At 66.7% G+C, this 26,486-nt stretch carries 24 protein-coding genes and 1 tRNA gene; 8 read left to right on the top strand and 17 right to left on the bottom strand.

From position 1 onward, the window contains the following. Positions 1–539 precede the first annotated feature (539 nt). Positions 540–1,304, bottom strand: coding sequence for a DUF3011 domain-containing protein (locus ACQ5SA_RS17085; RefSeq protein WP_353098403.1), 765 nt, complete (start codon positions 1,302–1,304; stop codon positions 540–542). 157 nt (positions 1,305–1,461) lie between these two features. Between ACQ5SA_RS17085 and ACQ5SA_RS17080 the strand changes: the two genes are divergently transcribed. After that, positions 1,462–2,397 (top strand): hypothetical protein, encoded by a 936-nt coding sequence (locus tag ACQ5SA_RS17080; RefSeq protein WP_353098404.1) that lies wholly within the window; start codon positions 1,462–1,464, stop codon positions 2,395–2,397. A gap of 499 nt (positions 2,398–2,896) precedes the next feature. Beyond that, a complete protein-coding gene (locus tag ACQ5SA_RS17075; protein WP_353098405.1) occupies positions 2,897–3,301 on the top strand; it encodes a hypothetical protein in 405 nt (134 codons plus the stop codon). Between the two features lie 58 nt (positions 3,302–3,359). Here the strand turns inward: ACQ5SA_RS17075 and ACQ5SA_RS17070 are convergent. The 4 genes from ACQ5SA_RS17070 to birA all read right to left on the bottom strand — a co-directional run bounded on the left by ACQ5SA_RS17070 (position 3,360) and on the right by birA (position 6,019). Further along, a tRNA-Thr gene (locus ACQ5SA_RS17070) sits at positions 3,360–3,435 on the bottom strand. Between the two features lie 41 nt (positions 3,436–3,476). Continuing rightward, the gene (locus ACQ5SA_RS17065) at positions 3,477–4,316 is read right to left on the bottom strand and encodes an SPOR domain-containing protein (RefSeq protein ID WP_499315151.1); all 840 of its coding nucleotides are present in this window, start codon (positions 4,314–4,316) and stop codon (positions 3,477–3,479) included. A 9-nt stretch (positions 4,317–4,325) separates the two neighbouring features. After that, positions 4,326–5,057, bottom strand: coding sequence for a type III pantothenate kinase (locus tag ACQ5SA_RS17060; RefSeq protein ID WP_089241444.1), 732 nt, complete (start codon positions 5,055–5,057; stop codon positions 4,326–4,328). Beyond that, a complete protein-coding gene (gene birA, locus ACQ5SA_RS17055) occupies positions 5,054–6,019 on the bottom strand; it encodes a bifunctional biotin--[acetyl-CoA-carboxylase] ligase/biotin operon repressor BirA (protein ID WP_089242004.1) in 966 nt (321 codons plus the stop codon). The genes ACQ5SA_RS17060 and birA overlap by 4 nt, the downstream gene beginning before the upstream one ends. Before the next feature lie 143 nt (positions 6,020–6,162). Here birA and ACQ5SA_RS17050 point away from each other — a divergent pair, with 143 nt between their 5' ends. After that, on the top strand, positions 6,163–6,435 hold the full coding sequence (locus ACQ5SA_RS17050; RefSeq protein ID WP_499315149.1) for a hypothetical protein: 273 nt from the start codon (positions 6,163–6,165) through the stop codon (positions 6,433–6,435). Beyond that, positions 6,402–7,193 carry a M90 family metallopeptidase gene (locus ACQ5SA_RS17045; RefSeq protein WP_499315147.1) on the top strand — a complete coding sequence of 264 codons (792 nt, stop codon included), beginning with the start codon at positions 6,402–6,404 and terminating at the stop codon, positions 7,191–7,193. The genes ACQ5SA_RS17050 and ACQ5SA_RS17045 overlap by 34 nt, the downstream gene beginning before the upstream one ends. Positions 7,194–7,345: 152 nt before the next feature. Here ACQ5SA_RS17045 and ACQ5SA_RS17040 read toward each other — a convergent pair whose 3' ends face one another. The 4 genes from ACQ5SA_RS17040 to dusA all read right to left on the bottom strand — a co-directional run bounded on the left by ACQ5SA_RS17040 (position 7,346) and on the right by dusA (position 11,161). After that, positions 7,346–8,770 (bottom strand): ATP-binding protein, encoded by a 1,425-nt coding sequence (locus tag ACQ5SA_RS17040; protein ID WP_099819615.1) that lies wholly within the window; start codon positions 8,768–8,770, stop codon positions 7,346–7,348. Between the two features lie 22 nt (positions 8,771–8,792). Next, positions 8,793–9,476: a response regulator transcription factor gene (locus tag ACQ5SA_RS17035; RefSeq protein WP_004136763.1), complete on the bottom strand. Its 684-nt coding sequence runs from the start codon at positions 9,474–9,476 to the stop codon at positions 8,793–8,795. Between the two features lie 72 nt (positions 9,477–9,548). Beyond that, the gene (locus tag ACQ5SA_RS17030; RefSeq protein ID WP_089241452.1) at positions 9,549–9,917 is read right to left on the bottom strand and encodes a hypothetical protein; all 369 of its coding nucleotides are present in this window, start codon (positions 9,915–9,917) and stop codon (positions 9,549–9,551) included. A 212-nt stretch (positions 9,918–10,129) separates the two neighbouring features. Next, positions 10,130–11,161: a tRNA dihydrouridine(20/20a) synthase DusA gene (gene dusA, locus ACQ5SA_RS17025; RefSeq protein WP_353098435.1), complete on the bottom strand. Its 1,032-nt coding sequence runs from the start codon at positions 11,159–11,161 to the stop codon at positions 10,130–10,132. 146 nt (positions 11,162–11,307) lie between these two features. Between dusA and ACQ5SA_RS17020 the strand changes: the two genes are divergently transcribed. Further along, positions 11,308–11,886: a hypothetical protein gene (locus ACQ5SA_RS17020; protein WP_499315142.1), complete on the top strand. Its 579-nt coding sequence runs from the start codon at positions 11,308–11,310 to the stop codon at positions 11,884–11,886. A 54-nt stretch (positions 11,887–11,940) separates the two neighbouring features. Here the strand turns inward: ACQ5SA_RS17020 and ACQ5SA_RS17015 are convergent, their stop codons facing one another. The 3 genes from ACQ5SA_RS17015 to ACQ5SA_RS17005 all read right to left on the bottom strand — a co-directional run bounded on the left by ACQ5SA_RS17015 (position 11,941) and on the right by ACQ5SA_RS17005 (position 17,278). Beyond that, positions 11,941–14,703 (bottom strand): peptidoglycan-binding protein, encoded by a 2,763-nt coding sequence (locus tag ACQ5SA_RS17015; RefSeq protein WP_499315140.1) that lies wholly within the window; start codon positions 14,701–14,703, stop codon positions 11,941–11,943. Positions 14,704–14,766: 63 nt separating this feature from the next. Further along, the gene (locus ACQ5SA_RS17010) at positions 14,767–15,636 is read right to left on the bottom strand and encodes a lysozyme inhibitor LprI family protein (protein WP_363734310.1); all 870 of its coding nucleotides are present in this window, start codon (positions 15,634–15,636) and stop codon (positions 14,767–14,769) included. 187 nt (positions 15,637–15,823) lie between these two features. Further along, positions 15,824–17,278, bottom strand: a complete 1,455-nt coding sequence (locus ACQ5SA_RS17005) for a SulP family inorganic anion transporter (protein WP_499315137.1) — start codon at positions 17,276–17,278, stop codon at positions 15,824–15,826. A 238-nt stretch (positions 17,279–17,516) separates the two neighbouring features. Between ACQ5SA_RS17005 and ACQ5SA_RS17000 the strand changes: the two genes are divergently transcribed. Both ACQ5SA_RS17000 and ACQ5SA_RS16995 read left to right on the top strand, forming a co-directional pair. Next, positions 17,517–18,467, top strand: a complete 951-nt coding sequence (locus ACQ5SA_RS17000; RefSeq protein ID WP_499315136.1) for a cation diffusion facilitator family transporter — start codon at positions 17,517–17,519, stop codon at positions 18,465–18,467. A gap of 111 nt (positions 18,468–18,578) precedes the next feature. Then, positions 18,579–19,004: an organic hydroperoxide resistance protein gene (locus tag ACQ5SA_RS16995; RefSeq protein WP_004153735.1), complete on the top strand. Its 426-nt coding sequence runs from the start codon at positions 18,579–18,581 to the stop codon at positions 19,002–19,004. A 220-nt stretch (positions 19,005–19,224) separates the two neighbouring features. On the opposite strand, the gene mmsB is transcribed toward ACQ5SA_RS16995, so the two are convergent. Genes mmsB through ACQ5SA_RS16970 form a run of 5 tightly spaced genes read right to left on the bottom strand, consistent with a single transcriptional unit; the run spans position 19,225 to position 24,767 of the window. Then, the gene (gene mmsB, locus ACQ5SA_RS16990) at positions 19,225–20,115 is read right to left on the bottom strand and encodes a 3-hydroxyisobutyrate dehydrogenase (RefSeq protein ID WP_430767045.1); all 891 of its coding nucleotides are present in this window, start codon (positions 20,113–20,115) and stop codon (positions 19,225–19,227) included. Next, positions 20,112–21,290, bottom strand: a complete 1,179-nt coding sequence (locus ACQ5SA_RS16985; protein WP_499315133.1) for an enoyl-CoA hydratase/isomerase family protein — start codon at positions 21,288–21,290, stop codon at positions 20,112–20,114. The genes mmsB and ACQ5SA_RS16985 overlap by 4 nt, the downstream gene beginning before the upstream one ends. Next, a complete protein-coding gene (locus ACQ5SA_RS16980) occupies positions 21,287–22,084 on the bottom strand; it encodes an enoyl-CoA hydratase (RefSeq protein ID WP_100554433.1) in 798 nt (265 codons plus the stop codon). Before ACQ5SA_RS16980 ends, ACQ5SA_RS16985 begins: the two co-directional genes overlap by 4 nt. Then, the gene (locus ACQ5SA_RS16975; RefSeq protein WP_230110240.1) at positions 22,081–23,247 is read right to left on the bottom strand and encodes an acyl-CoA dehydrogenase family protein; all 1,167 of its coding nucleotides are present in this window, start codon (positions 23,245–23,247) and stop codon (positions 22,081–22,083) included. The genes ACQ5SA_RS16980 and ACQ5SA_RS16975 overlap by 4 nt, the downstream gene beginning before the upstream one ends. 14 nt (positions 23,248–23,261) lie before the next feature. Next, the gene (locus ACQ5SA_RS16970) at positions 23,262–24,767 is read right to left on the bottom strand and encodes a CoA-acylating methylmalonate-semialdehyde dehydrogenase (RefSeq protein ID WP_100554431.1); all 1,506 of its coding nucleotides are present in this window, start codon (positions 24,765–24,767) and stop codon (positions 23,262–23,264) included. Between the two features lie 114 nt (positions 24,768–24,881). Between ACQ5SA_RS16970 and ACQ5SA_RS16965 the strand changes: the two genes are divergently transcribed. Then, the gene (locus tag ACQ5SA_RS16965) at positions 24,882–26,249 is read left to right on the top strand and encodes a helix-turn-helix domain-containing protein (protein ID WP_100554430.1); all 1,368 of its coding nucleotides are present in this window, start codon (positions 24,882–24,884) and stop codon (positions 26,247–26,249) included. Positions 26,250–26,486: the final 237 nt, after the last annotated feature.

The raw sequence follows: 26,486 nt of genomic DNA, 5'->3' as shown, positions 1-26,486 counted from the left end.
CTTCCATTCGCCCATGCGACCTGGCCCATCGGCAACGCTTCATCCGTCTTCGGCCCAGCGTCATGCACGCAATGCCGTGGACAAACCCCACTTCCAGATACAGCTACCAGAGCGTTTCTGACCAGATATACGCAGGTGACGAACAAAAACAACTCTGGAACCTTCAAGGAATCCATCCAACCAGGATCCAAGGTCATCGTCTGCAACGCGTCCCACTGCGTGACTTACCAAATGACCGATAGCCAGGACTGGAATGGAACTTCGCGTGAGCCGATCACAACGAGCCCACCCCCTCGCGGCGGCGGGAATGGCAATGGCGGTGGAGGAGGCGGCGGCGGAGGTTACACCGGGCCCATCAGCGGCGGCAGCTACGGCGGCGGCGGCGGCGGGTCCGGCAAAGTCACAGTCGGGCCGGCCAAACCGTCCCGCCCCACACACGAGGATTGATGGAACTACGTGATAGCGTCATTGGCCTGCTTCTGCAGGCCAATGTACGCGCGAGCATCCACATGCCCGACCGCCAATCATGGGACGCAGACTCAACGCCGCTTGATCGGCGTCACGCTCTGCACCCGGCCGTCGTTGCGCATCATGCACAGGAAGCGGCCATCGGGATAATCGATGATCAGCTCCTGGTAATCGGTTCCGACCGGCACCTGGGTCACCAGCGTGCCCTGCGCGCCTTTGCTTGCGTTGCACGAACCCAGCGCAGTATCGCCCGCTGGCGCGTTGGCTGCGGCCTTGGACATGTTGCGGAACACTGCGCGGCAGCCACCGTTGACCCACACCGAATGCCGCGACAGGCCCCAGTTGCTGCCCTGCTCGCAACGGGTACGGCTGAGCTGGCGAACGATCTCCACAGTGCCACGCGTGTCCATGTCACAGGACACCTGGCGCTGGTCGGTGGATTCGCAGGTCACTTCCCGTGGCAGTGCCGCATCGTCATCGCGATCCTGATCCCGGTGGTGCCTGCCGCCTTCTGCGGCCGCAGGCGTGCCGCCGCTGACCTGGCAGATGCCGTTGGCGCCGCCGCGCCCGGTGTAGCTGACCTGCGGCGTGCCGTCGTCGCTGGTGCTGATCGAAAGCGTGGTGCCGCTGTTGGTATCGCGTGCCTCGAAGTAGCGATCGTTGAAGCGCTTGAGTGTGGCCTCGCGGCCCTGCACATAGACCGGCCCGCCTTCGTCGGCGTGCACGTCGATGCCACCCGGGCAACTGGCGTTGAAGAACGGCACGGCGGCCATCGCCGGTGCTACGAAGGCGCTGGAGAGTAGCGCGACGGTCAACGACAGGCGGTGGTGGCGCATGATCGGCTTCCTGGCAAGAGGGTGCAGAAAGCACCAGTATGGGGGCTGCCGGAGTTGCTCTGTCGTGAGGAACATCAAGCTACCGATCACCGGCCGCAGACCACCGCAAGCGGGCCAGCGCTATCATCGGGGCATCACATGGACGTCCGGTACACACATGACCGCCCTGCCCTTCGACCACGCGCAGCAACAGCTGCTGGCGCTGCAGCAACGCATCCATGCGTTCAATCTGGACAGCGCGGCCGAGCATGAACTGGACATCCAGGACCCGGCCAGCCCGCTGTGGGAAGCCCTGCAGGAACGGGTGACCGTGGCGCCGTTGTACGGCGGCCTGCACGTGGAGTTCTTCGGCAACCCATGGGAGGAACCGTTCGCGTGGACGCTGGCCTGCCTGTCCGATCCGCGCGTGGCCGATGCAGTCATGTCCCTGTCGTTCACCGGCCCGGACGAGGGGGCCAATGGCACGCGCGAGTGGGAGTTCACCGCGCTGCTGGACAGTGATGTGCGTTTCCCACGCCTGCGCTCGTTGTCGATCCGCCCCACCGAGCCGGCCGACCACAACATGTCGCTGGTGCAGCGCGCGGGCACCATCATGGAAGAAGACGGCGAGATCGCCCGCTTCGTTTCCAAGGCGCCGCACCTCAGCGAACTGGTAGTGCCGAATGCACCGGATCCCGCGTTCTTCGAGGTACCTCTGCCGCACCTGCACAGCCTGCGCATCGGCGGTGGCTCGGACACCCAGCGCTTCATCGACAACCTCGTCGCATCACGTAACCTGCCTGCCTTGGGCCTGCTGGATTTCAGTGAATCGACGGAGCTGCAGTTCTCCTGGGCCGACGCGCGCGAGCCTGATGCGGTCACGTCTTTCGCGGCCTATGAGCGCTTGTTCGCCAGCGACGCCTTCGATGCATTGCACACCTTCCGGCTGCGCAACAGCGCGTTGGATGTGGCGCAGCTGCAGACGCTGCAGGGCATGCGTCCGCGGTTGTCGTTCATGGTCATCCAGGCAGCAACGGGCGGCTATGTCAGCCATTTCGCCAGGGATGTCTTTCCGTGGCGGCACCTGGTGCCGGGTGATCCGGGGACGCGTTGATCGCCGCGCGGGTGCGTATGATGGTTGAGTTGGCCGCTTGGGGACGCGGTTAAGTTGGCTTGACACGCCACGCCGGCGTTACGCCGCACGATTGCGGCACTACGGCCTGTTTCAGGCTCCAACAGTACGCCGCGCAGAATGTCGTTTGTGCCTCGGGATTGGCCGCGACAAGCCAATTGCGATAATTCATTTTTCCTTTCAAACAGCGCGATGCCATCGGAACAATCGACTGGCAGCCCGTGATTCTGCCTGCGCATGATGAACTGCCACCGAAAACCAGTGGCCGGGACTTCCAAGCCCGTGCAATCGAAGCTGTTTACGCTTGTCAGCCGGCGTCGCCTCTTGCGGGTGGCGCCGGCTGGCAATCCGTCTGCTGCCTTATGGCGGGCGGTGCGTGGGGGCCTTGCGCCCACCGGCTCATCGATTCCCGGTCTTGGAAGCCACGCATCGCCCGCCACCCTCTGCCGGTGGCGCCTCCGCTGCACCCGAGGATGCCCACATGTCCGCTCCTGACTATCCCTACCTGACCGCCACGCTGGGCGACGCCGCCGAACGCCTGCCCCCCGAGCTTGCGCAGCCGTTGGAAGCCGCGTTCGCCGCCGCCGTCGATGTGCCGGACCCGATCACGTTGCAAGGCTGCCTGCAGCGCATCCGCAACGGCGATGGTGCCGACGGTCAGCCGTGGCGCGGGCCAACGCTGACACCCGGCCAGGGCATGGCCATGGCACGCGCAGACCGTGCAGCTGCCGGGCTGACCACCTTGCTGGAAATATTCCACGCCGCCGAACGCGTGCGGGTGGATGGAGAAGACGGACAGCAGATCGGCGACGGAACGCGCGAAGGGCTACTGCTGGCGTGTCGGGGGTTGGCGGAGTACGTGGAGCTGCAGCTGCATGCGGCGTAGGCACACAGGCGCGAGACTGCCCCAGGCAACAAAGGGGCAATTGGCGTTAGCCAGGAGGTGGTGCCGCTTATCCGAATCGAACGGATGACCTACTGTTTACAAGACAGTTGCTCTACCAACTGAGCTAAAGCGGCACAGGGTGAAACGCCGACGGCAGCGCCGTGGTGGGGGGATTCTAGCGCAGCCGGGTGCATTCCAGCGACCGTTGCTGCGCGGCGCCACTGCGCTGCTGCGCCTGGGCCGGTTCGGCCGCAGCCGCCAGTTGCGCTTCCAGCCACCATTGGCCGGCATCACCACTGGCGACCAGACGCGGCTGGAAGCCGGCGGCCTGCACCGCGGCCATGCGCCGTTCGGCGCCCTCGCGGTTGCGGTACTGGCCCAGCGCAATGGCGTTGGTCTCGTCGCCCTGGCTGATGATGTAGTAGTCGCTGAGGCCGGCGGCGACGATGCGCTTGACCGTGGCCTGCGCGTCATCGCGGCTGGCGGCGGCGGGCAGCAGCACGCGGTAACGGGCGCTGCCGCTGGCGGCGGGCTGCTCGCGCAGGCGTGCCTGGCTCAGCAGGCTGCCGGCACGGCTCTGCGCGGCCGTGGCGGCGGCACGGTCCGCAAACGGGCCCAGTGCCAGGCAGCGCGGCGGTGCGGCCGGGGCTGCGGGCTTCTCCGCCACCGGTTCCGGCGCTGGCGTGGCGACGGCGGCGACCGGCTCGGGCGCCTTCATCGGTTCGGCCGGCTTGCTGGCCGACGTCGGAGTCGCCGGTGCCGGTACAGGCGCAGGCGCAGCGGCCACTGCAGTAGCCGGTGCGGCCTCACGCTCCACCAATGCTTCCGTGGGTGCCGCTGCAGAGACCTGCGCTGCCACGGCGGCATCGGTCCCGCCGGGCAGCCAGCGCAGTTCGGCCACGCCGGTCGGGTGCGGCGGCAACGGCGCGCGCGCCGGCTCATCGCGCAGCAGCCACCAGGTGGCGACACCAAGATTGAGGATCGCCAGCACGACGATCAGGGCACGGGTCAGCATGCGCCGATACTAGCCTGCGGGCTGGTGCACCGCCCAGCGGGCGAGGCCATCCAGCACCAGCGACGGGTGATAGTCGGCGCCGTCCAGCAGCGGCATCAGCGCGGGCGCGCCACCGCCATGCACCAGCAGCGACGGCATCACGCCCAGCAGCGCCTGCGCTTGACGGGCACTGCGTTCGACCAATGCAACGGCGGCACCATCGCAACCGGACGCCAACGCATCGGCAGTGTCGTTGGCGAATTCGCTGTAGTCACCACCGCTGGCCGGCAGCTGCACCGCGCGCGCGTGCAATGCCTCGCGCATGGTGGTCGGCGAGGCGGAAATGCGGCCGCCGTGATGTTGTCCATCGGCATCAAGCAGGTCGATGGTCAGGGCGGTGCCGACACCGACCACCAGCACCGGCCGTTGTGCCTTGGCGGCGGCAAGCAGGGCCAGGAAACGGTCGACACCGAATTTTTCCGGCTTGGCGTAGGCAATGCGTACGCCTGCACACTGGGCGCTGGTGCGCACCACATGCACGTGCTCGAAGCGGCGCTGCAGCTGATCCAGCATGGCACTGGTCAACGACGGCGCGGCGACGCTGGCGACAAACGCGGTTTCACCACTGGGCAGGCTGTGCGGCGGTTGCCCGGCCATGCCTTCCGCACCATGCGCCCAGGCCTGTACGTCGCCGGCGCGATCGCCGTGCAAGGGGGCAAACTTGAAACGCGAATTGCCCAGATCGAACAACCAGTCGCTCATGCTTTTCTCACACTGACTTCGCCGGCATGCAGCAGGCGCTCGCGGCCATCGATGTCCACGCGCAGCGCGCCGTCATCGGCCAGGCCGAGCGCGGTACCGTGCTGCCACTGGCCATCCAGCTGCACGCGCACTTCGCGCCCGGCCAGCATGTCGAACGCTGCATAACGCGGCAGGAACGGGGCCAGCCCTTCGCGATCGAATTCTTCCAGCGCCGGCAGCAAGCGTGCCAGCACGGCGGCTACCACCGTGTTGCGATCCACCGATGCGCCGGCCAGCGTGTCCAGGTCCACCCAGGGCTGGGTGATCTGTTCGGCGAAGGCCGGCGGCATGTGCACGTTGATGCCGATACCGATCACTGCGCGCGCCGGGCCAGCGTATTCGCCACCGCCCTCGGCCAGCAGGCCGACCAGCTTGCGGCCATCCACCAGCACATCGTTCGGCCATTTCAGCTGCGCCTGCGCGTAGCCAAGGTCGTGCAGCGCTTCGGCCACGGCGACGCCGGCGACCAGGCTCAGGCCAGCCAGTCGACCCAGGCCACCCTCGAACAGACGCAGCACCGACAGATACACATGCGCGGCCAACGGCGAGGCCCAGGTGCGGCCACGACGGCCACGGCCACCGGTCTGGCGCTCGGCCAGCAGGACGCTGACACCGCGCTGGGGCGCGCTGCACCGCAGCAATTCGGCGTTGGTGGAGTCCACCGTCCAGGCCACCTGCAGGTCGTGCAGCAGCGCGGCGGCGTCCTTGGGCAGGCCGGCGCGGATGGTCTTGGCCTCCAGCAGGTCGACCGGCCGGGTCAGCCCGTAGCCCTCGCCTGCGCGCCCTTCCACCTCGACGCCGGCGGCCCTAAGCCCTTGAATACGCTTCCAAATGGCGGCCCGGGTCTGGCCCAGCTCACGGGCCAGGGCGTCGCCGGACAGGCGACCGGCAGCGAGTTTGGCCAGCAGTTGGCGATCGTCCACGGCAGCTTCCACAAGGTCAGAACGGAATTATGCGGGAAAGCCGCCAACGACGCCCGCCAGGCCCGGTTCCGGCGGGCTTCCAATCTGGCGCCGGGTTCGGGCTAGAATCGAGAGCTCACCCTCCCTTAACGTGGATGTCGTCAATGCGCCGTTATGCCCATTGCCTGATCCTGCTGACGATGCCCTTCGCGGCGTCTGCCACAGCAGCGCTTGATGACAGCCGTGGCGCCTGCGTCTACTCGGCGAGCGATGCGGCCTCGCAGCGCACACCGACCACGGCGCCTGCCGCAGCTGCCGCCAAGCCGGTGCCGGTACGCCCGGCCGCTACCAGCAGCGGTGGCGGCGGTGACGACGATGTACTGCAGCGCATCCGCGCGCCGAAGTGGCACAGCTACCTGCCGGGTATGTTCCGCTGATCAAGTCGTTGCTGCAGTGGTTGCGGCCCACGCCGCGGCCGATTGAAGACGCACACTGGAACGATGCCTGCCACCGCGCAGCGTGGTTACGCGGCCTGGACGACGAACGGCGTAGACGCCTGCGCGCGCTGACCACGCGCTTCCTGCATGAGAAGACCATCTCCCCGATCGGCGAGCTGCAGCTGCAGCCGGCCGATGGCGTACTGCTGGCCGCGCTGTGCTGCCTGCCGCTGCTGGAGTTCGGTGAGGTGGGGCTGGAAGGCTGGTCGCAGCTTATCGTCTACCCCGATGCATTCCGCGTGCATCGCAGCCACATGGATGCCGCCGGCGTACTGCACGAGTGGGATGACGAGCTGATCGGCGAGTCGTGGGACAGCGGTCCGTTGATTCTTTCGTGGGCCGATGTGCAGGCCGACCTGGCTGCACCGCACGAGGGTTACTGCGTGGCCGTGCATGAGATGGTGCACAAGCTGGATGGGCTGGACGGTGCGATGGACGGCACGCCGCCGTTGCCGCGTGCGTGGCAACGCGAGTGGGCCGCGGACTTCCAGAAATCGTACGACGCGTTCTGTGCGCAGGTGGATGCGGGTGTGGAAACGCTGATCGACCCGTACGCGGCGGAAGCACCGGAAGAGTTCTTCGCGGTGGCCAGCGAGTACCACTTCTCTGCGCCGGATCTGCTGGCGGAAGCGTTGCCGGAAGTGGCTGCGCATCTCAGGCGGTTTTACGGCGAGCCGCCGGTGATCGAAATACGGTAGTGCCGGCCGCTGGCCAGCAACCTGGCGATGCCACCGAAGATCATGAGGTTGCCGGCCAGCGGCCGGCACTACCGTTTGAAGGTGTCGGCGAGCGACCGGCACGGCCGTTTGAAGGTGTCGGCCAGCGGCAGGCAGTACCCGGTTGCGTGGGCTTACGGCCCTGGCGGCAGCTGCACTTCGAAACGGGCGCCGCCCAGCTCGCTGGAACGGGACACCTGCAGCTCGCCGCGGTAGTCCTTGATCAGGTCCTGCACGATCGACAGGCCGATGCCGTGGCCCTGCACGCGCTCGTCGCCGCGCACGCCACGCTGCAGCACCTTGCCGATGTCTTCCGGGGCGATGCCCGGGCCATCGTCATCCACTGCCAACAGCAGACCGGCGCGACGTGCGTTCGGCGCCGGCAACGGCTGCGCGGTCAGCAGCACGCGGCGTTTGGCCCACTTGAACGCGTTCTCCAGCAGGTTGCCCAGCAGCTCCTGCAGGTCACCCGGTTCGCCGTGGAAGCGCGCGGCCGGGTCGATGTCGAATTCGCACAGCACGCCCTTCGACGCATAGACCTTCTCCAGGCCGCGCACGATTTCTTCGGCGTTGGATTCGATCGGCAGCGGCGCCGAGAACAGCTTGTGGCCTGACGAGGCCGCGCGTGCCAGCTGGTAGGACACCAGGTTGTTCATGCGTTGCAGCTGCACGTCCAGTTCTTCGCGCAGCGCGCCATCGCCGGCACCGCTGTCCATCTGCGTGCGCAGCACCGCGATCGGCGTCTTCAGGCTGTGTGCCAAGTCGGCCAAGGTATTGCGCTGACGCTCGAGATTCTCACGCTCGCCCTCGATGAAGGCATTGATGCTGTCGGTCAGTGGTTCCAGCTCGCGCGGGTGGCGCTCACTCATGCGCTCGGTCTCGCCGCGCTGGACCTTGGTCAGCTCGGTGATCACCCGCCGCAACGGGCGCAGGCTCCACTGCAGAATGACCGTCTGCAGCAGCAGCAGGATCAGGCCGATACCGCCCAGGTAGAACCAGACCCGGCTGCGGAACACGCGCAGCTGCGCGCCCAGCGCGCGCGAGTCTTCCATCACGTAGATGGTGTACGGGAATTCGGTGGCCGGGTCGGCGTCGGCATCCCACACCAGGCCCAGGCCATAGCGGTACACCGAGCCCTGGCTGCCGTCGATCTGGATCATCGGCAGCGGGCCTTCGAATACTTCCTGGCGCGGAGCCAGCAGGCCGCCGCCAACGGTGGGCAGCATCGGGCCTTCGGCGGACATGGAATTGCCCTTGCCGTCAGGCATCACCACCTGAAGGTACAGGCCACTGCCCGGCACGTCGAAACGCGGATCCGGTGGCTGCTCGCGGATGTACAACGAGCGGTCGCGGGTGAAGTCGATGCCGGCCGCATAGGCGGTGGCGTAGTTTTTCAGGCGCTCACGCAGGTTCGCCTTCGCCGTATCGGCGAAGGCGGCATCGAGCGCGTAACCGGCCAGGGCCAGGAACGCGACCAGACCCACAGACGCGGCGAACATCTGGCGCGCCTGCAGAGAGCGCGGCCGCCAGCGTCGGAAGAACCACAGACGGCCGGACATCGTTTATCGCCTGCTGAAGGCCTCAGCCCTCGTTGCGCGGAATCGCGAAACGGTAGCCACGACCGCGCACGGTCTCGATCGGCTTCAGTTCGCCATCCGGGTCCAGCTTCTTGCGCAGGCGGCCGATGAACACTTCCAGCACGTTCGAGTCGCGGTCGAAGTCCTGCTGGTAGATGTGCTCGGTGAGGTCGGCCTTGGAGACCAGTTCACCGGCATGCATCATCAGGTACTCCAGCACCTTGTACTCGTAGCTGGTGAGGTCGACATTGCTGCCGGCCACGCTGACGGTCTGCGCTGCCAGATCCAAAGCAACCGGACCGCATTCCAGGGTCGGCTTGCTCCAGCCGGCGGCGCGGCGCAGCAGCGCGTTGACGCGAGCCAGCAGCTCTTCCACATGGAACGGCTTGACCAGGTAATCATCGGCGCCCTGCTTCAGGCCCTCGACCTTGTCCTGCCAGCTCGAACGCGCGGTCAGGATCAGCACCGGGAACTTCTTGCCTTCGTCGCGCAGGGCCTTGATCAGCTCCATGCCCGACATCTTGGGCAGGCCAAGGTCGATGATGCCGACGTCGAACGGTACTTCGCGGCCCATGTACAGGCCTTCTTCGCCGTCCTGCGCTGCATCGACGGCAAAACCTTCGCGCTTGAGCCGGGCTGCCAGGGTCTCACGCAGCGGGGCTTCGTCTTCGACCAGAAGGATACGCATGAACTCTCCCTAGTGTGCTGGGTGCGGCCCGGAGGCCTGTGGGTACGGGTTGATAGCGACAACTATCCCTGTTCAGGGGTTATCGCCGCGTAGTGATGACATATCCGACCGCGGCGTGCGCGGTTGTGAACGTGCCGGGGCGGGGTCGTCCATGTAGCGGACCCGACCGCGGTCGTCCATGTATTTGACCCGGTTGATGTCACGACCATCGAACGGGACCCGCTCGGCGCCCAGGATGTGGCCACCGGTGGTGCGCTGTACGCGGCGCACGGCATCGGACAGCGAGCGCTCGTTGTTGGCCGCACGGCCACCCCGCTCCATCATTTCAGCACGCCCCTGCTCCCGCTGCGGATCCTGCGCCAGCGCCGAAGACAGCGGGGCAGCCGCCAGGACCACGCAGGTGGCCAGGGCAAAACAGCGGTGGAAGGGAGCGGAAGACATCGATGCGATCCTAGCCGAGCACGGCGATTCGTTCAAAAGTCGTAAATCCGGGCACCGGAATGGAACCCGGCGTTTTACAAATCTTTTGCAAATTCTTGGTTTCGGGCGGTGAATCCGGTCTGAACTTTTCCAGACGCTACGACCAGTTGTTCAGCTAAGTGAACATTCGGGACGAAACGGACGCCCTTGTCAAGTCAGGAATGTGACTGACGTCACGCAGCGGCGCGATCGGCTTCGCGCTCGGTGACCGACAGTGCCTGCTCGATGAGCGTCCAGTCGGCGCCGGGGCGATGGGCGCCCTCGCTCAGCACCTGGCGGAATGCGCGGCCACCCGGCTGGCCATGGAACAGGCCGAGGATGTGGCGGGTGATGTGCTTCAGGGCCAAGCCCTCGCCCAGGCGGGCTTCGATGTAGGGGCGCAGGGCGCGCAGCAGTTCACCGCGCGGTCGCAGCGGCGCGCCGGTGTGCAGGGCCTCCAGCTGATGCAGCAGGTAGGGGTCGTGGTAAGCCGCGCGGCCGAGCATCACGCCATCGACGTGCGCAGCCTGCGCCTGCACCGCCTCGATGCTGGCCAGGCCACCATTGAGCACCACTGGCAGCGCCGGGCGCTCCTGCTTCAGCCGATGGGCCCAGTCGTACTTCAGCGGCGGAACCTCGCGGTTCTCCTTCGGCGACAGGCCCTTCAGCCAGGCATTGCGGGCGTGCACCACCACCATCGCGGCGCCGGCATCGACCTGACGGTCGACGAAGCTGGCGAATACGTCGTAGTTGTCATCCTCGTCCACGCCCAGGCGGCACTTCACCGTCACCGGGATGTCCACCGCCTCGACCATGGCCGATACGCACTCGGCCACCAGCGCCGGCTCGCGCATAAGGCAAGCGCCGAAACGGCCGGCCTGCACGCGGTCGGACGGGCAGCCGCAGTTGAGGTTGACCTCGTCGTAGCCCCACTCCGCGGCGATGCGCGCAGCCTGTGCCAACAGGGCCGGATCACTGCCACCCAACTGCAACGCCAACGGCTGTTCGCTGGCATCGAAACCGAGCAGGCGCTGGCGATCGCCGTGGATCACCGCGTTGGCGTGCACCATTTCGGTGTACAGCCGCGCACCCGGTGCCAGCAGGCGATGGAACACCCGGCAATGGCGGTCGGTCCAATCCATCATCGGGGCGACGGACAGGCGCAGGGAATCAGCGTAACGGGCGGTGGCGGACGTCATCGGGCGGTTGATCGTGGAGACTGGCATTGCCAGTGAGATCAATAGTTTACACCGGGCGGATGAATGGCGGCGGGCAGCCGGGAATGCCGCCCGGGTTGCTGCTGCCGGCCTTGGGTGGGGATACTCGGTGCGCGCGTTCCTGCTGCACCGAACCTGTTGGAAGGGAAGCCACCATGAAACCAACTGCATCCTCGCTGGCAGGCGTTGGCCTTGCCTGCCTCACGCTGCTGGCGGCACTGGCCCTGGGCAGTGGTTGCAGCAGCGTCCGCGACGCGCGCATCGCCGAGATCAAGCCCGGCCCACGATGCGACTTCACCAAGGGCGCCACCTTCGACAACCGGCCGTCCTACCTGTCGGCCGGACAGGAAAATGCGCCCATTGGTGCGCTTTCCAGGCTCTTTGGCGTCTACGACAAGGGCATCCACCAAGTCACGATCCGCCAGGAGGCCAGCCGGCTGGTGGCCCGCTTCCATGCCACTGATGGCACCGGCATCGAGGCTGCAGGCAGCGCTACGAGCAGGAACTACAGCACCGAAAGAGAACAGCCGGTCATCAACCGGTGGTCATCGTGCAAACCCGGCGAGGCCGGTGCCGGCTGCGTCTGGTCGCGCGTGGAGCTGTCCTGCACGGTGGACAACGATCTGGTGGTGAAACAGGTGGGCGGAGGCGCAGTCCTGCTGGCCCTGATCATTCCGATGGGCCAGCGCAGTACCCAGTTCGGGGTGTACCGGCGGGTCTTCCCTGCAGAGTGAATCTGCAGAAGGCTCCGGGTTCGACCCGGAGCCCCTGGGCACAGCGCGGCAGGCTTACAGCCCGCGGTTGCGCACCTGTTCCTGCTGCTGTTCCTGCACGCGCTGGTTGAACTGGATATCCAGGTCCTCGGTCTGGCGGGTGCTGGCCTCGACCGACTGCGACACGGCCTGTCGGCTGTCGACGAAGGTGCGCTGCGCGGCCGGGTCGCCGACATTGCCCTGCACGGCGAACAAGCCGCTGCCATCCGGGCGTGCGACCACATGATCGATCTGGTGCATGCCGGCGACCTTGCTCTCGTAGGCCAGCTGACCGGCGGCGCGTTCGGTTTCCTGTGCATTGGCGAACAGCGGGCACAGCCCGGCCTGCACGCGCTGCTGCTGCAGCTCCTGCAGTTTCTCCAGGGCCTGGTTGAAGCGCGGATTCTCGGCATGCGAGGGGTCGCGCATGCTGGGGGCTACAGGCGACGCCGGTTCTGCTTTTGCCGGCGCAGCAGGCTGACCTGCGGCTTTCACTGCGGCCGGGTCGTCCAATCGGCCCAGAGTCTGGCGGCCGGCCTTGCCATCCTGTTCCAGGCCGTTGTTGGCCTGGAACTGCTTGACCGCCGCGAAGGTGTCCTTGCCATAGATGCCATCGGCCGCCAGCGGCTTGCCATCAGCGCCCACGTGGCCCAGTGCTGCCAGCTTGCCCTGCAGCGCTTTGACCTCGTCACCGCGTTCGCCCTTCACCAGCATGCCATCAGCCATCGGCGCCTGCTGCGTGGCACGTGCGGCCTGCGCGGCTTCGGGCCCCTGCGCGTGTACCTTGCCGCCGAGGGTGATGCGGTCGTTGAGCATGTCGCCGAGGTAGCGGCGGAACTGCGCTGGCTCTACTTCGATATGCGCGTGCACCGCGCCGGGTGACCCCACATCGGACTGGCGCACCAGCGGCGCACCGTACTCGACGAAATCGCCGGTCTTGTACGGGATGGAGCCGACGGCCCCGTGCAATACCTGGCCCACCAGTTCGCGGCGGGTATCGCCGGCCGGGTGGCTGAAGATGCTGATGGAATTGGTGCCGTCCTTGTTGAGCTGGACGTAGCCAGCCACCGGACTGGGAATCATCAGGCTGCGCCCGCCGGCACGGTCGGTCAGGATCAGGTCCTTCTGCACCAGCGGAATGCCGTTGGTGTCGCCACGCTTGCGCACGGCCTCCAGTTCACCGTCGACCATGTCCGCGGTGCGGTCAACCTTGCTGGCATCGCCAGCGCGCACAGCGGCGGCATTCGTTTTGGGGTGGTGGATCTTCAACTCACGGAACGCGTCCTCGCCGCTGATGCCGTGGCGAAGGACGCGGTTGCTGCTGCCGTTGCCGAAGGGTTCCACCACGGAAATGCGCCCGCCACCGGGCGCAGCAGCGCCGGCAGGAGCGGTGTGCTGCTGCGCTGCGGGTGGCGCAGCCCTCGCCGGGGCTGTCGGCGCAGCCGGCGCGGTGGGGGTAGCAGGCGAAGGTGCGGCAGGGCGATGCTGTGCGGCCTCGGCATTGATCGCGCGGCGCGTCTGTGCGTCGGCCATGCCGGTGGCCGGCAGATGGTGCTGCTGCTGGAATACATTGATGGCGTGCTGGCTGCCGGCCCCCAGGTAGCCATCGGCGGTGATCGCTTTGCCCTGTGCATCGGTCAGGCCCAGCGCGGCCATGTCACGCTGCAGCGCGCGTGCCTCGCGGTCGATCGCACCCAGCGTCGCAGGCCCCACCTTGCCATCGACCGGATTCAGACGGTGGTCGCGCTGGAAGGCCTCGACGGCCTGCCGGGTGCTGGCATCGAACTGGCGGTCGGGGTGCATCGCCTGTGCGCCTGCGGCGCCGTAACCCAAGGCATGCAGGTTGTGCTCCAGCTTTTCCACCGCGCGGCCGCTGCTGCCTTCCTTCAGCACCTGCGAGCCGCCGCCGGCGTGGTGCGAGCGTGCCTGTTCCAGCGCCACGCGGATGTCCGGGTCGCTTGCTTCGTTGGCCGGCGCGAAGTCACGGCGACCCACCTTCAGGTGCGCGCGATCCATTTCGGTGGAGTGCCTGGCATACGCATCCTCGTAACCGGCGGCGACATCGGCGGCGGCCAGCCCGGCATAGGAAGGGGTGCGCTGGCGGATGGCAGCGGCCTGGTCACGCAGGTCCTGGTAGTCACCACCGCGCTTGAGCACCGCTTCCAGGTTATCCAACCGGCCCGGCAGCTGGTTGGCGGTCTTGGCGATCAACGCGATGGCCTCGAAACGCTTGTCCTCGGCAATACCGTTGCCATGCTTGTCCAGCATGGTCATGGCAACCTCCGTGGCATTGCGCACCTGCGGGTAATCGATATGCGTATGGATCCACTGCTTGCCTTCCGGCGATCCGGCCCAGGCATTGATGCTGTCGCGGGTTGGGGCATCGATGAAGCGGATGGACGAGCGCTTTCCCTCGCCATTGCCGTGGCTGAGCAGGTCCGCACGCAGGTCGGCGCGGTCATGCGTGAACGGCAGCTTGTGTGCCCTGGCGTAGGCACTGGCCTGGTCGATGACGCCATCGACATATGTTGTTTCGCCTGGCCACAACGCACGACCTGTGGTCTCGCCCAGCGGCCACGTGCCACGCTGGCCCAGATCGACCTGGATGGTGCCCAGCGAATAGCCACTGTTGTCTCTCACCGCGCTGACGGTGCCCCACTCCGGCTCGCGCAGCCCTCGGGTGATACCGGCGATCGACAGGTGATACGACGATCCACCACCTTCGGTGCCACGTCCCACGGTAAAGAACACGGCGCCGGCCGTGGCGTCCAGGTTACGGGTATCGATGTTGTTCGGCATGGCTCTCTTCCTTGTCCTTGGAGGGATGACCGGGGTGCGGTTGCCTGCGGTGCGATCTGTGGATCAGGGGGCCAGCTCGCGCGCGTGCAGCTCGGCGGCGCGGTTGGCGTAACGGTTGAGGCGGCACAACTGCGCGTCCATCATCGGCCCGATGCGGTCACTGGTCGTTGCACAGCGCTTGTCGGTGTCTTCGGCCCAGTGGGCCTGTTCGTCCATCCAGCGGTCCTTGGCCGGACCGTCGGGGCCGTTCATCAGGCGCGCCACTTCGGCCTGTACCTGCGTCTGGTGGTAGGCCAGCTCGGTATCGCCGCAAGCCCGGATATGGTCGTTCATGCCACGGGCTTGCTGCACACAGCGGATGAATTCCGGGCGAAGCGTTGCCTGGGTGTAGGAGGTATCGGGCGGGCCGCTCTGCGCCAGCAATGCGTCGGCGCGGTTGGCCACACGGAACAGGCGGCACTCCTGTGCCTTCTGCAGGTCATCCACACCGGCATTGGCCGGAGCGGCGCAATGGCGATCGGTATCGCTGCGCCAGGTCGCCTGGGTAGCCAGGAACGCATGCTTGGCAGCAGCGTCGAGCCCGGTCACGGCTTTGCTGGCACCTTCTTCCAGGCGCCCCTCCTGGTAGGCCAGTTCATCCTTGCCGCAGGCCTGCAGCTTGCCCGCATCCTCCACGCCATCCACGCACCAGCCATAAGCCGGGCGCAGGCGACCGTCCGTGTAGGACGCGTCGGGGTACCGGGAGGGATCACCGGTCGCTGGGCTGGGGGTGGTTGCCGGCGATGCCGCAGCCAGTGGTGCCGGTGTGGCTGCCGCTTCGGCCGATGCAGGGGAAGAAGGCGCTTGGCACGCGGTGAGCGCCAGGCACAGGGCCAGCACCTTCCAGTACCGACGGCCGGAGACGATCTGTTCATTGCCCCGACGGGCATCCATTGCCTGCATTGCGTGTATCTCCCTTGCGTGTCGCCAGCGGGTGCCGGCTGGGAGGGGCCGTCCATCGGCCCCGATCACGGTGCAGATCCTACGACAGCGGCGGTTTCAGATGGCTGACTGGATTCAGCTTGCGCGGATGGCGTCGCAGAAACCCGCCTTGCCAGAACGAGGCATGGCGGGCGCGCGGTCAATGCGCGCCGCCGCGCCCTCCCACCTGTTCGATCAGCGTCTGGCTGGCGGCGTTGAGTCCGACAACGCTGACTTCGGCACCGTGCGCGGCCAGTTTTTCCTGCGCGCGTTCCAGCGCGGCGACGGCAGTCAGATCCCACAGGTGGGCGTCGCGCAGGTCGATCTGCACCTTCGGTGCCACGTGCTGGTAATCAAACGCCGCACCCAGCTGTCCGGCGGAGGCGAAGAACACCTGGCCGCGCACACGATAGACCTGCATGTCCGCAACGTCTTCGCGCTGCACGTCGAGCATGCGGCCCACCTTGCGCGCAAAGAACAGTGCCGACAGCAGCACACCGCTGAGCACGCCCTTTGCCAGATCGTGGGTGGCCACGGTGACCACCACCGTCAGCAGCATCACCGCCGACGAACTGCGTGGATGCGTGCGCAGGTCGCGCAGCGAGCGCCAGCTGAAGGTGCCGATGCTGACCATGATCATCACCGCCACCAGTGCGGCCATCGGAATCTGCCGCACCAGATCGCTGCCGTACACCACCAGCACCAGCAGCAGTACGCCGGCCACCAGGCAGGACAGGCGCCCGCGGCCACCGGAGGTCACGTTGATGACCGACTGGCCGATCATCGCGCAGCCGGCCATGCCACCGAGGAAACCGGTCACCGTGTTGGCCAGGCCCTGGCCGACGCATTCGCGGTTGCGTTCGCTGGGCGTCTCGGTGATGTCCTCGACGATCTGCAGGGTCATCATCGATTCGAGCAGGCCAACCACCGCCAGCGTCGCCGACACCGGCAGCAGGATGCGCAGGGTGTCCCACGTCAACGGCACGTCGGGAATGAAGAAGTGCGGCAGGCTGTCGGGCAGCTGGCCCATGTCGCCCACCGTGCGCACGTCGATGCCGAAGCCGATCACTACAGCAGTGAGCACGGTGATCGCCACCAGCGGCGACGGCACGGCGCGGGTGATGCGTGGCAGCAGGTAGATGATTGCCAGTGCCGCCGCACACACCACATAGACCGCGGGCCCACGGCCGAGCAGTTCCGGCAACTGGGCCAGGAAGATCAGGATCGCCAGTGCGTTGACGAAGCCGGTGATGACCGAGCGCGACACGAAGCGCATCAACGAACCGAGTTTGAACATGCCGGCCACTACCTGCAGCAGGCCGGCCAGGATGCTGGCGGCGAACAGGTACTGCAGGCCGTGATCACGGACGAGATCGACCATCACCAGCGCCATCGCGCCGGTGGCGGCGGAGATCATGCCCGGCCGGCCGCCGGCGATGGCGGTGATCACGGCGATGGAGAAGGCGGCATACAGGCCGACTTTGGGGTCGACGCCAGCGATCAGCGAGAACGCGATGGCTTCGGGAATCAGCGCCAGGGCAACAACCGCACCGGACAGCAGATCACCACGGAGGTTGCCGAGCCATTGCTGGCGCAGGGGATAGGACGTTTGCATGGAAAAGCTCCGCGCACACGCGGGCGAGGCCACGTGGCGCTGCAGTGGAAAGACACGGATTCCTGAGCCGGATGGGCCGGCTGCCGATGGGCGGCAAGGGTCAGGGTGGCGTGATCACTGCAGTGCGTCGTCGGGGAGCGTGGGAGGGGCGGAGTTTACTGCAGCCGATGAGCCGGAGGTAGGCCAGACTGCGTGAAAGGCGGCGGAGCATGGCTCCGCTCTACAATGCTGCATGGTCATGGCCCCGCCCCGCTTCTTCGATCCACGCACCGAACAAGGCGTGCTGCGCCTGTCCATCGTCGGCTCGCTGCTGTTGGCTGCAGCTGCAGTGGTGTTCGGCCTGCTGGCCAATTCTTCGCTGATCATCTTCGACGGCATCTACGGCCTGATCGACGTGGTGATGACCTGGTTGTCGCTGCTGGTCGCGCGGCTGATCGCCCTGTCCACGCAGACCGATGCCGTGCAGTCGCGGCTCAATCAGCGCTTCACCATGGGCTTCTGGCACCTGGAACCGATCGTGCTGGGGGTCAGTGGCACGTTGATGATCGGTGCGGCGTTGTACGCGCTGGTCAATGCGGTCGATGCGCTGATGTCGGGTGGGCGGCAGATCGCGCTTGGCCCGGCGATCATCTTCGCTGGCCTGTCGATCGTCGCCGAGAGCGCATTGGCCTGGTTCGTGCTGCGTGCGAACCGGCGCATCGGCTCGGAATTCATCGCGCTGGATGCGAAGAACTGGGTGATCGCCGCGAGCATGTCAGCCTGCTACCTGGCGGCCTTCCTCGGCGGTGTGCTGGTCCACGGTACGTCGTTGGCATGGGTCGGACCGTACATCGATCCGGCCATCCTGGCGTTCGTCTGCGTGCTGGTGATGATCGCGCCGCTGGGCACGGTGCGGCGCGCGCTGGCCGGCATCCTGCTGGTCACGCCGCCGGAACTGCAGGCGCATGTGGATGCAGTGGCGCGGGCGATCGTTGCAAAGCACGGCTTCGTCGAACACCGCAGCTACGTGGCCCAGGTCGGCCGTGGCGAACAGATCGAACTGTTCTTCGTGGTGCGTGAGGACGACCCGCCGCGGCCCTTGCTCGAGTGGGATCACCTGCGCGACGAAATCGGTGATGCGCTGGGCGAATCATCGCCGGATCGCTGGCTGACCATCATGTTCACCACTGACCGGGAATGGACGATCTAGGCTGACAGGACGTTCAATCAAGTTTTTCGGACGTGTTGTAACCCAACGTGCGGAGAATCCGGGCAAAGTAGGCTCCAACGCACCAACCACCCACTGATCAGGAGCATCCCGATGTCCATCGAAAAGGTTCTGTACACCGCCCAGGCCACCTCCACCGGCGGCCGTGAGGGCCGTTCCGTGTCCTCCGACAACGTGCTGGACATCCAGCTGTCCACCCCGCGCGAACTGGGCGGCGCGGGCGGCCCGGGCACCAATCCGGAACAGCTGTTCGCTGCGGGCTATTCGGCCTGCTTCCTCGGCGCGCTGAAGTTCGTGGCCGGCCAGGCCAAGGTCGCGCTGCCGGCCGACACCACCGTGACCGGCAAGGTCGGCATCGGCCAGATTCCGACCGGTTTCGGCATCGAAGCCGAGCTGACCATCAACGTGCCGGGCGTGCCGCGCGAGCAGGTGGAAGAGCTGGTGCAGAAAGCGCACATCGTCTGCCCTTACTCCAACGCTACCCGCGGCAACATCGACGTGACGCTGATCGTTGCCTGATGCGGCCGGGGTCGGACCCCTTTGCCACCGGCAAAGGGCTCTGACCCCGTTGCGGGCCATCGCGGAGCATCAGGGTCAGAGCCCTTGCGCGCTGCGAAAGGGATCCGACCCCTGGCAAAAAAATGGGCGGATGCCGGTCGAAACCGTGCATCCGCCCATCCCACCTTCGTTGTCCCGCAAGGGGGCATGAGGTTGCCGGCCAGCGGCCGGCACTAACGGGTCACTTCTCGCTCGTAATGAGCTGCACGACGCTGGAGAAATCCAGCTTGCCGCGGCCGGCCTGGTGATTCATCGAATACAGGTTGCGGGCCACTTCGCCCAGCGGGATCGAGGCGCCGACACTCATCGCCGCTTCCACCGCCAGGCCCATGTCCTTCAGCATCAGATCGCTGCCGAAACCGCCGCTGTAACCGCGCGAGGCCGGGGCGTTTTCCAGCACGCCCGGCCACGGGTTGCACACTTCGGTGGCCCAGCTGCGGCCGGTGCTGACCGCCATCATCTGCGACAGCACCTTCGGGTCCAGACCGTGCGCCACGCCCAGAGCAATGGCTTCGCCGGTGACGGCCATGATCACGCCCAGCGCCATGTTGTTGCACAGCTTGGCGACCTGGCCGGCACCGCTGGCGCCCACGTGGAAGATGTTCCTGCCCATCGCCTGCAGCACCGGACGGGCGCGCTCCAGCGCGTCCTCCTCGCCACCGACGATGAAGGTCAGGGTGCCGGCCTGGGCGCCGGCGGTACCGCCGGACACCGGCGCGTCGATCATCTGCAGGCCACGTGCGGCGGCTGCTTCAGACACCTTGCGGGCGCTGGCCGGTGCGATGGTGCTGCAGTCGATGACCAGTGCGCCGGCCGGGATCGCGGCAAGGATGCCGTCGTCGCCCAGGTACACGCCTTCGACATGACGGCTGGCCGGCAGCATCGAGATCACCACCTCGGCATCGGCCAGGGTTTCGCGCGCCGATGCGGACGCGCTGGCGCCTGCATCGACGGCGGCCTGCACCGCGGCCGGGACCAGATCGAACACGCGCACGGTGTGGCCGTTCTTGACCAGATTGGCGGCCATCGGGCCACCCATGTTGCCCAACCCGATGAATGCAATGCGGCTCATGCAAGGCTCCTTTCAACAAGGGGAGTGCCCAGGTCGGCCAGCGGATGCGCGGCATCGGCCCAGGGGGAAGCGAAGAAAGTGTCGGCCCACGTGCCGGTGGCCTCGGCCAGGGTGGCCGGGTTCCACTGCGGATTGCGGTCCTTGTCGATCAGCAGCGCGCGGATGCCTTCGGCAAAATCGCCATGCGCAGCGCAATGCAGGGCCGTGATGTACTCCAGCCGGTACACGCTCGCCAAGTCCTGTCCGGCGCTGCGGCGCTGCAGTTCGAAGGCCAGCCGTGCCGAACCCGGCGCACCGGCGGCGAGCGTCTTCTGTGCGGCCTGCAGCCAGGCATCATCGGTCTGCAGGGTGCTGATGCGTTCGACGATGGCGGCGAGATCATCGCCTGCGCACAGCGCATCGACCTGCGCGGCATTGGCCAGCAGCGGGCCGGTAACTGCATCGCTGGCAAACGACAGCAGCAGCTGTGACAGGCGCTCGTGGTTGCGTGCGGCATCGGCCGACCACGCGACCTGCAGCAGCGCATCGAACACCGCGCTGCGGCGTTCCTCGGCTACGTGCACGTCGGCCAGGCCGGCGTAGATCGCATCGCCCGGGTTGAGCAGCGCACCGGTCAGGGCCAGGAACAGGCCACCGTTGCCCGGCACGCGCGGCAGCAGCCAGCTGCCACCCACGTCAGGGAACAGGCCGACAGTGATTTCCGGGAAGGCGAGCTTGGAACGCTCGCTGACCACGCGATGGCTGGCGCCGGACATCAGGCCGATGCCGCCGCCCATCACGATGCCATGGCCCCAGCACAGGATCGGCTTGGCGTAGGTATGGATCAGGTAGTCGACGCGGTACTCGACGTCGAAGAACTCGGCGGCATAGTCGTTTTTGCGGATATCGCTGCGGCCCGCCTCGCGGAAGGCGAGCATGCTCTGGTACAGGCTGTGCAGGTCACCGCCGGCGCAGAATGCCTTTTCGCCCGCGCCCTGCAGCACCACCAACGCGATGCCGTCGTCGTCGGCCCACGCGTTGAGCTGTTTCAGCAGCAGGTGCGCCATCGGCAGCGAGAAGCCATTGAGCGTGCGCGGTGCGTTGAGCGTGGCGATGCCGATGCGCGTGCCGTTGCCGGCCGCGCGTTCTTCGAACAGTACCGGTGCTTCGGCAACGTTCGGGTCAGCGGCGGTCATGCGTTCTTCCACTGCGCGGCGCGCTTTTCAAGGAAGGCACTCACGCCCTCGACCTGATCGGCGGTGTCGAACAGATCGACGAAGGCTTCGCGCTCGGCCACCAGCGCCGACGCATGGGTGCCGGTGCGGGTGGACTGCACCAGGGTCTTGCAGGCGGCGATGCTGGTCGGGCTCTGCTTGCCAGCCTTCTTCGCCCATTCCAGTGCGAGTGCCTTGGATTCGCCCTTGCCGACCTTTTCTTCGGCAAGACCAATCCGCACCGCCGTCTCGGCATTGATGCGCTCGCCGAGCAGGATCATGCGCTTGGCCCAGCCCTCGCCGACCAGTCGCGGCAGGTTCTGGGTACCGCCGGCGCACGGCAGCAGGCCGACGGTGGCCTCCGGCAGCGCGACCTGGGCGTGGTCTTCGATGATGCGCAGGTCGCAGGCCAGCGCGCATTCCAGGCCGCCGCCCATGGCGTAGCCGTTGATCGCAGCGATCGACACGCCGCGGAACGCGGACAGCGCCTCGAAGGCTTCACCGAAACGGCGCGCGGCTTCGCGTGCAGCGGCCTTGTCGCCGGAGGCGAACTGATTGAGGTCGGCACCGGCGGAGAAGAACTTCTCGCCGTCACCGGTGATCACCAGCGCGTAGATGTCGCGGTCTGCGTTGAGCGCGCCCACCAGGTCGCGCAGCGCCGACAGGCTGTGCACGGTCCAGGTATGCGCGGGCGGGTTGTTCAGGGTGACCACGGCGGTGTGGCCATCGGCCTCGACCTTCAGGCCCACGTGCTCCTGGGTACGCCAATCCTTCATCGCAGTTCCTCTTCGGTGTTGAGCAGGTGACGGGCAACGATCACCCGCATGATCTCGTTGGTGCCTTCCAGGATCTGGTGCACGCGGCTGTCGCGCAGCAGGCGCTCGATCGGATATTCGCGGATGTAGCCGTAGCCGCCGTGGATCTGCAGGGCTTCGTTGCAGATGTTGAAGCCGGCATCGGTGGCGAAACGCTTGGCCATCGCGCACCACACGTTGGCATCGCTGGCACCGGCATCGAGCTTGCGCGCAGCGGTATGCACCATCTGCCGCGCCGCGACCAGCTCGATGGCCATGTCGGCCAGCTTGAACTGCAGCGCCTGGAATTCGGACAATGCCTTGCCGAACTGGCGGCGCTCGCCCATGTAACGGCGTGCTGCATCCAGCGCACCCTGCGCAGCACCCAGCGAGCACGCTGCAATGTTGATGCGGCCACCATCGAGCCCCTTCATCGCCAGCTTGAAGCCGCCGCCTTCCTCTCCCAGAAGGTGGCTGACCGGCACGCGGACGTTTTCGAAGGTGATGCCGCGGGTGGGCTGGCTGTTCCAGCCCATCTTCTCTTCCTTGCGGCCGTAGCTGATGCCCGGCAGATCGGCTGGCACAGCAATCGCGCTGACCCCGCCTGCACCAGCACCGCCGGTGCGCGCCATCACCACCAGCAGCTCGGTGGCACCGGCGCCGGAAATGAAGGCCTTGGAGCCATTCAACACATAGAAATCGCCATCGCGCATGGCGCTGGTCTTCAGCGAGGCCGCATCCGAACCGGCGCCTGGTTCGGTCAGGCAGTACGAGGCCAGCTTGCTGCCCGACGACAGGTCATTGCCCCAGGCATCGCGCAGGGCCGGCTGGCCCCATTTGGACACCATCCACGAGGCCATGTTGTGGATGCTGATGTAGGCCGCGGTCGACGGGTCGACGTTGGCGAGCTCCTCGATGACGACGGCGGCGTCCAGTCGGCTCAGGCCGCTGCCGCCCACTTCCGGGTCCATGTACAGACCGCAGAAGCCCAGTTCACCGGCCTTGGCAATCGCCTCGCGCGGAAAGATGCCCTCCGCATCCCATCGCGCGGCGTGCGGCGCCAGTTCGGCCTGTGCGAAGTCACGCGCAGCCTCACGATAGGCCTGCTGCGCTTCTTCCTGCTCCGTCGTCATCGAGTGGCTCATGGCTGCTCCTGCCCTTACTTCAGGCTGATGGTGGTGTTGACGCCGTGGCTCAGCGTCTCGTCGTCGAACCAGCGCGCGGTGACGGTCTTGGTCTGCGTGTAGAACAGCACCACCTGCTTGCCGTACGGGCCCAGGTCGCCCAGCTTGGAGGCGCGCGAGCCGGTGAACGAGAACAGCGGCACCGGCACCGGGATCGGCACGTTGATGCCGACCTGGCCAACGTCGATGTCTTCCTGGAAACGACGTGCAGCGGCGCCGGACTGGGTGAACAGTGCGGTGCCGTTGCCGTTCGGGTTGCTGTTGACCATGGCGATGGCCTCATCCAGCGTTTCCGCTTCGAGGATGACCAGCACCGGCCCGAAGATTTCATCCTGGTAGATGCGCATGTCGGTGGTGACACCTGCAAAGATGGTCGGGCCGACGAAGTTGCCCTTCTCGAACCCATCGACCTGCGGCTTGCGGCCATCCAGCACCAGCTTGGCGCCCTGCTCCACACCCGACGCGATCAGGCCTTCGACACGCTCACGGGCGCTGCAGGAAATGACCGGACCGACGTCGGTGCCGGCAACCGTGCCACCGCTGACCTTCAGGGTCTTGGCCTTCTCGACCAGGTCCTGCACCCAACCGCGCGCTTCACCGACCAGCACCAGGGTGGAGGCAGCCATGCAACGCTGGCCAGCCGCACCGAAGGCAGCGCCGACCATCGCGTTGAGGGTCTGCTCCTTGTTGGCATCCGGCAGCACTACGGCGTGGTTCTTGGCGCCCATCATGCACTGCACGCGCTTGCCGGCCAGCGAGGCGCGGTTGTACACGTGGGTGCCGACGCGGGTGGAACCGACGAACGAAACGGCCTTGATGTCCGGGTGGTCGCAGATGGCGTTGACCACTTCTTCGCCACCGTGGACGACGTTCAGCACGCCCTTCGGAATGCCCGCTTCCAGCGCCAGTTCGACCAGGCGCATGGTGACCATCGGGTCCTGCTCGGACGGCTTGAGGATGAAGGTGTTGCCGGTGGCAATGGCCATCGGGAACATCCACAGCGGGATCATCGCCGGGAAGTTGAACGGGGTGATGCCTGCGCACACGCCCAGCGGCTGCATGATGCTGTAGGTGTCAACGCCATTGGCCACGTTGTTGGCCAGTTCGCCCAACTGCAGGTTGCCGATGGCGGCCGCATGCTCGACCACTTCCAGGCCGCGGAACACATCGCCTTCGGCGTCCGGCAGGGTCTTGCCCTGTTCGGCGGTGAGGATGTGCGCCAGCTCGCTCATGTTTTCGCGGATCAGCTGCTGGTACTTCAGGAAGATGCGCGCGCGGGTACCGATCGGGGTCTTGCGCCAGGTCTTGAAGGCTTCCTTGGCGGCGGCCACGGCGGCGTCGACTTCACCCGTGGTGGCGAACGGCACCTGGGCCAGCACGTCCTGGGTGGCCGGATTGATCACGTCCTGCCAGTGGGAGGTGGCCGATTCAACGAACTGGCCATCGATCAGCATGCGGATACGGGGCGCTGCAACAGTCATGACGACAATCCACGGGGTGCGAAAGATGCTTGGCATTATTCACAGCAGCCAACTCGATTTCCGGCCTGAATCCGCTTAATCTGGCCAATGCCCGCCACGATTCCTGTTAATTCTGTGAATTATTCAGCCCCCCAGCGCCAACTTGGTCTGCGTCTGCTGCGCCTGCGCGAGCAGCGCGGCTACAGCCAGGCCGACCTTGCCCGCGCGTTGGGGCTGTCGGCCAGCTACCTGAACCAGATCGAGCGCAACAAGCGCCCGCTGACGCCTGCGGTGCAGAAGAAGCTGGGCGAGGTATTGGGCGATGTTTCCGCCCTGTTCGACGACAATGAACCCGCCGCGCTGCAGGAGTCGCTGGGTGAGACCCTGCGCGACCTGGGCCTGGCCGACGTCAGCGCCACCGAACTGCGCGCGCTGGCCGGCAACCTGCCGCAGGTCAGCCGCGCGCTGCTGGACCTGCACCGCCGGCACTTGGCGCTGCGCGAACATGCCGCCGCGCTGGAGTTCCAGCTGGGCGAGCCGGGCGCGGGCAGTACGCTGCCGGCCGGTGACCAGGTGCGCGAGTTCTTCAACCGGATGCACAACCACATCCCCGAACTGGACGAACTGGCCGAGCAGCTGTTCGCCGAATGGGGGCTGGCGCCGGGACACGTGGCACCCCGGCTGCGCCAGTTGCTGGCCGACCGCCATGGTGTGCTGGTGGAAGTGGCCGCGCTGCAGGCAGGCCGAGAGAAGCGCCAGTACGATGCTGGCAGCCGCACGTTGTGGCTGCCCGATTACCTGGAGCCGGGCCAACAGGCGTTCCAGATGGCGGTCGAGCTGGCACTGCGCGGCTACCTGCCGCAGATCGATGCGGTGATCGCGCGCACCGGCTTCACCGACGAGGCCCGCATCGCGCAGGCACGCGTCGGCCTGTCCAACTATTTCGCCGGCGCGCTGGTGATGCCGTACATGCGCTTCCTGCGTGCGGCCGAGGCCAGCAGCTATGACATCGAGCTGCTGGCACACCAGTTCGGCGTGGGATTCGAGGCGGTCTGCCATCGCTTGAGTACGCTGGCACGCCGCAGCGCCCCGGGCCTGCCGTTCTTCTTCATCCGCGTGGACCGCGCCGGCAATGTGTCCAAGCGCCACTCGGCCACCGATTTCCACTTCTCGCAGGTCGGTGGTTCGTGCCCGTTGTGGATCGTCTACGAGGCGTTCAACCAGCCCGGACGCATCCTCACCCAGACCGCGCGCATGCCTGATGGCCGCCGTCATTTCTGGCTGGCACGGCAGGTCAGCAGCGGCCCGGTGGGCCACGGCCAGCCACGCAAGACCTTCGCGGTGGCACTGGGCTGTGACCTGCAGCATGCGGACAGGCTGGTGTATTCGCTCGGGCTGGACGTGCAGAGCCCGGGCAACTCGGTGTCGATCGGCCCGGGTTGCCGGGTGTGCCCGCGCGAGGACTGCATGCAGCGCGCGTTTACCCAGTTGCCGGGAAGGTAGGGGTTGGTTCGGCAGGGCTGCGCCCTGCACCTGCTTCAATCCAAGGCAACAGCAAAAGCAACAGCGGGCATTCCGTGGGATGGCGGGGTGGGTCCGGTTGCGGGGGACGCCGTAAGCCCATCCCTGGGGGCTTGGCCGCGGCATCCATGCCGCGGACACCCCCGCAACCGGACCCACCCCGCCTTCGACAGGTTCCCGCCGCTGTTGGTGGGTGTCGACCTTGGTCGACACGGTAGA

Source organism: Stenotrophomonas indicatrix (genome assembly GCF_050573115.1).
Lineage (GTDB): Bacteria > Pseudomonadota > Gammaproteobacteria > Xanthomonadales > Xanthomonadaceae > Stenotrophomonas > Stenotrophomonas lactitubi_A.
This window is presented reverse-complemented; position numbering and strand designations above follow the sequence as displayed.

Coding starts and splice junctions, on each gene's coding strand:
- ACQ5SA_RS17085 (WP_353098403.1), bottom strand. CDS start 1,304: ATGCGCCACCACCGCCTGTCGTTGACCGTCGCGCTACTCTCCAGCGCC.
- ACQ5SA_RS17080 (WP_353098404.1), top strand. CDS start 1,462: ATGACCGCCCTGCCCTTCGACCACGCGCAGCAACAGCTGCTGGCGCTG.
- ACQ5SA_RS17075 (WP_353098405.1), top strand. CDS start 2,897: ATGTCCGCTCCTGACTATCCCTACCTGACCGCCACGCTGGGCGACGCC.
- ACQ5SA_RS17065 (WP_499315151.1), bottom strand. CDS start 4,316: ATGCTGACCCGTGCCCTGATCGTCGTGCTGGCGATCCTCAATCTTGGT.
- ACQ5SA_RS17060 (WP_089241444.1), bottom strand. CDS start 5,057: ATGAGCGACTGGTTGTTCGATCTGGGCAATTCGCGTTTCAAGTTTGCC.
- ACQ5SA_RS17050 (WP_499315149.1), top strand. CDS start 6,163: ATGCGCCGTTATGCCCATTGCCTGATCCTGCTGACGATGCCCTTCGCG.
- ACQ5SA_RS17040 (WP_099819615.1), bottom strand. CDS start 8,770: ATGTCCGGCCGTCTGTGGTTCTTCCGACGCTGGCGGCCGCGCTCTCTG.
- ACQ5SA_RS17035 (WP_004136763.1), bottom strand. CDS start 9,476: ATGCGTATCCTTCTGGTCGAAGACGAAGCCCCGCTGCGTGAGACCCTG.
- ACQ5SA_RS17030 (WP_089241452.1), bottom strand. CDS start 9,917: ATGTCTTCCGCTCCCTTCCACCGCTGTTTTGCCCTGGCCACCTGCGTG.
- dusA (WP_353098435.1), bottom strand. CDS start 11,161: ATGCCAGTCTCCACGATCAACCGCCCGATGACGTCCGCCACCGCCCGT.
- ACQ5SA_RS17020 (WP_499315142.1), top strand. CDS start 11,308: ATGAAACCAACTGCATCCTCGCTGGCAGGCGTTGGCCTTGCCTGCCTC.
- ACQ5SA_RS17015 (WP_499315140.1), bottom strand. CDS start 14,703: ATGCCGAACAACATCGATACCCGTAACCTGGACGCCACGGCCGGCGCC.
- ACQ5SA_RS17010 (WP_363734310.1), bottom strand. CDS start 15,636: ATGGATGCCCGTCGGGGCAATGAACAGATCGTCTCCGGCCGTCGGTAC.
- ACQ5SA_RS17005 (WP_499315137.1), bottom strand. CDS start 17,278: ATGCAAACGTCCTATCCCCTGCGCCAGCAATGGCTCGGCAACCTCCGT.
- ACQ5SA_RS17000 (WP_499315136.1), top strand. CDS start 17,517: ATGGCCCCGCCCCGCTTCTTCGATCCACGCACCGAACAAGGCGTGCTG.
- ACQ5SA_RS16995 (WP_004153735.1), top strand. CDS start 18,579: ATGTCCATCGAAAAGGTTCTGTACACCGCCCAGGCCACCTCCACCGGC.
- mmsB (WP_430767045.1), bottom strand. CDS start 20,115: ATGAGCCGCATTGCATTCATCGGGTTGGGCAACATGGGTGGCCCGATG.
- ACQ5SA_RS16985 (WP_499315133.1), bottom strand. CDS start 21,290: ATGACCGCCGCTGACCCGAACGTTGCCGAAGCACCGGTACTGTTCGAA.
- ACQ5SA_RS16980 (WP_100554433.1), bottom strand. CDS start 22,084: ATGAAGGATTGGCGTACCCAGGAGCACGTGGGCCTGAAGGTCGAGGCC.
- ACQ5SA_RS16975 (WP_230110240.1), bottom strand. CDS start 23,247: ATGAGCCACTCGATGACGACGGAGCAGGAAGAAGCGCAGCAGGCCTAT.
- ACQ5SA_RS16970 (WP_100554431.1), bottom strand. CDS start 24,767: ATGACTGTTGCAGCGCCCCGTATCCGCATGCTGATCGATGGCCAGTTC.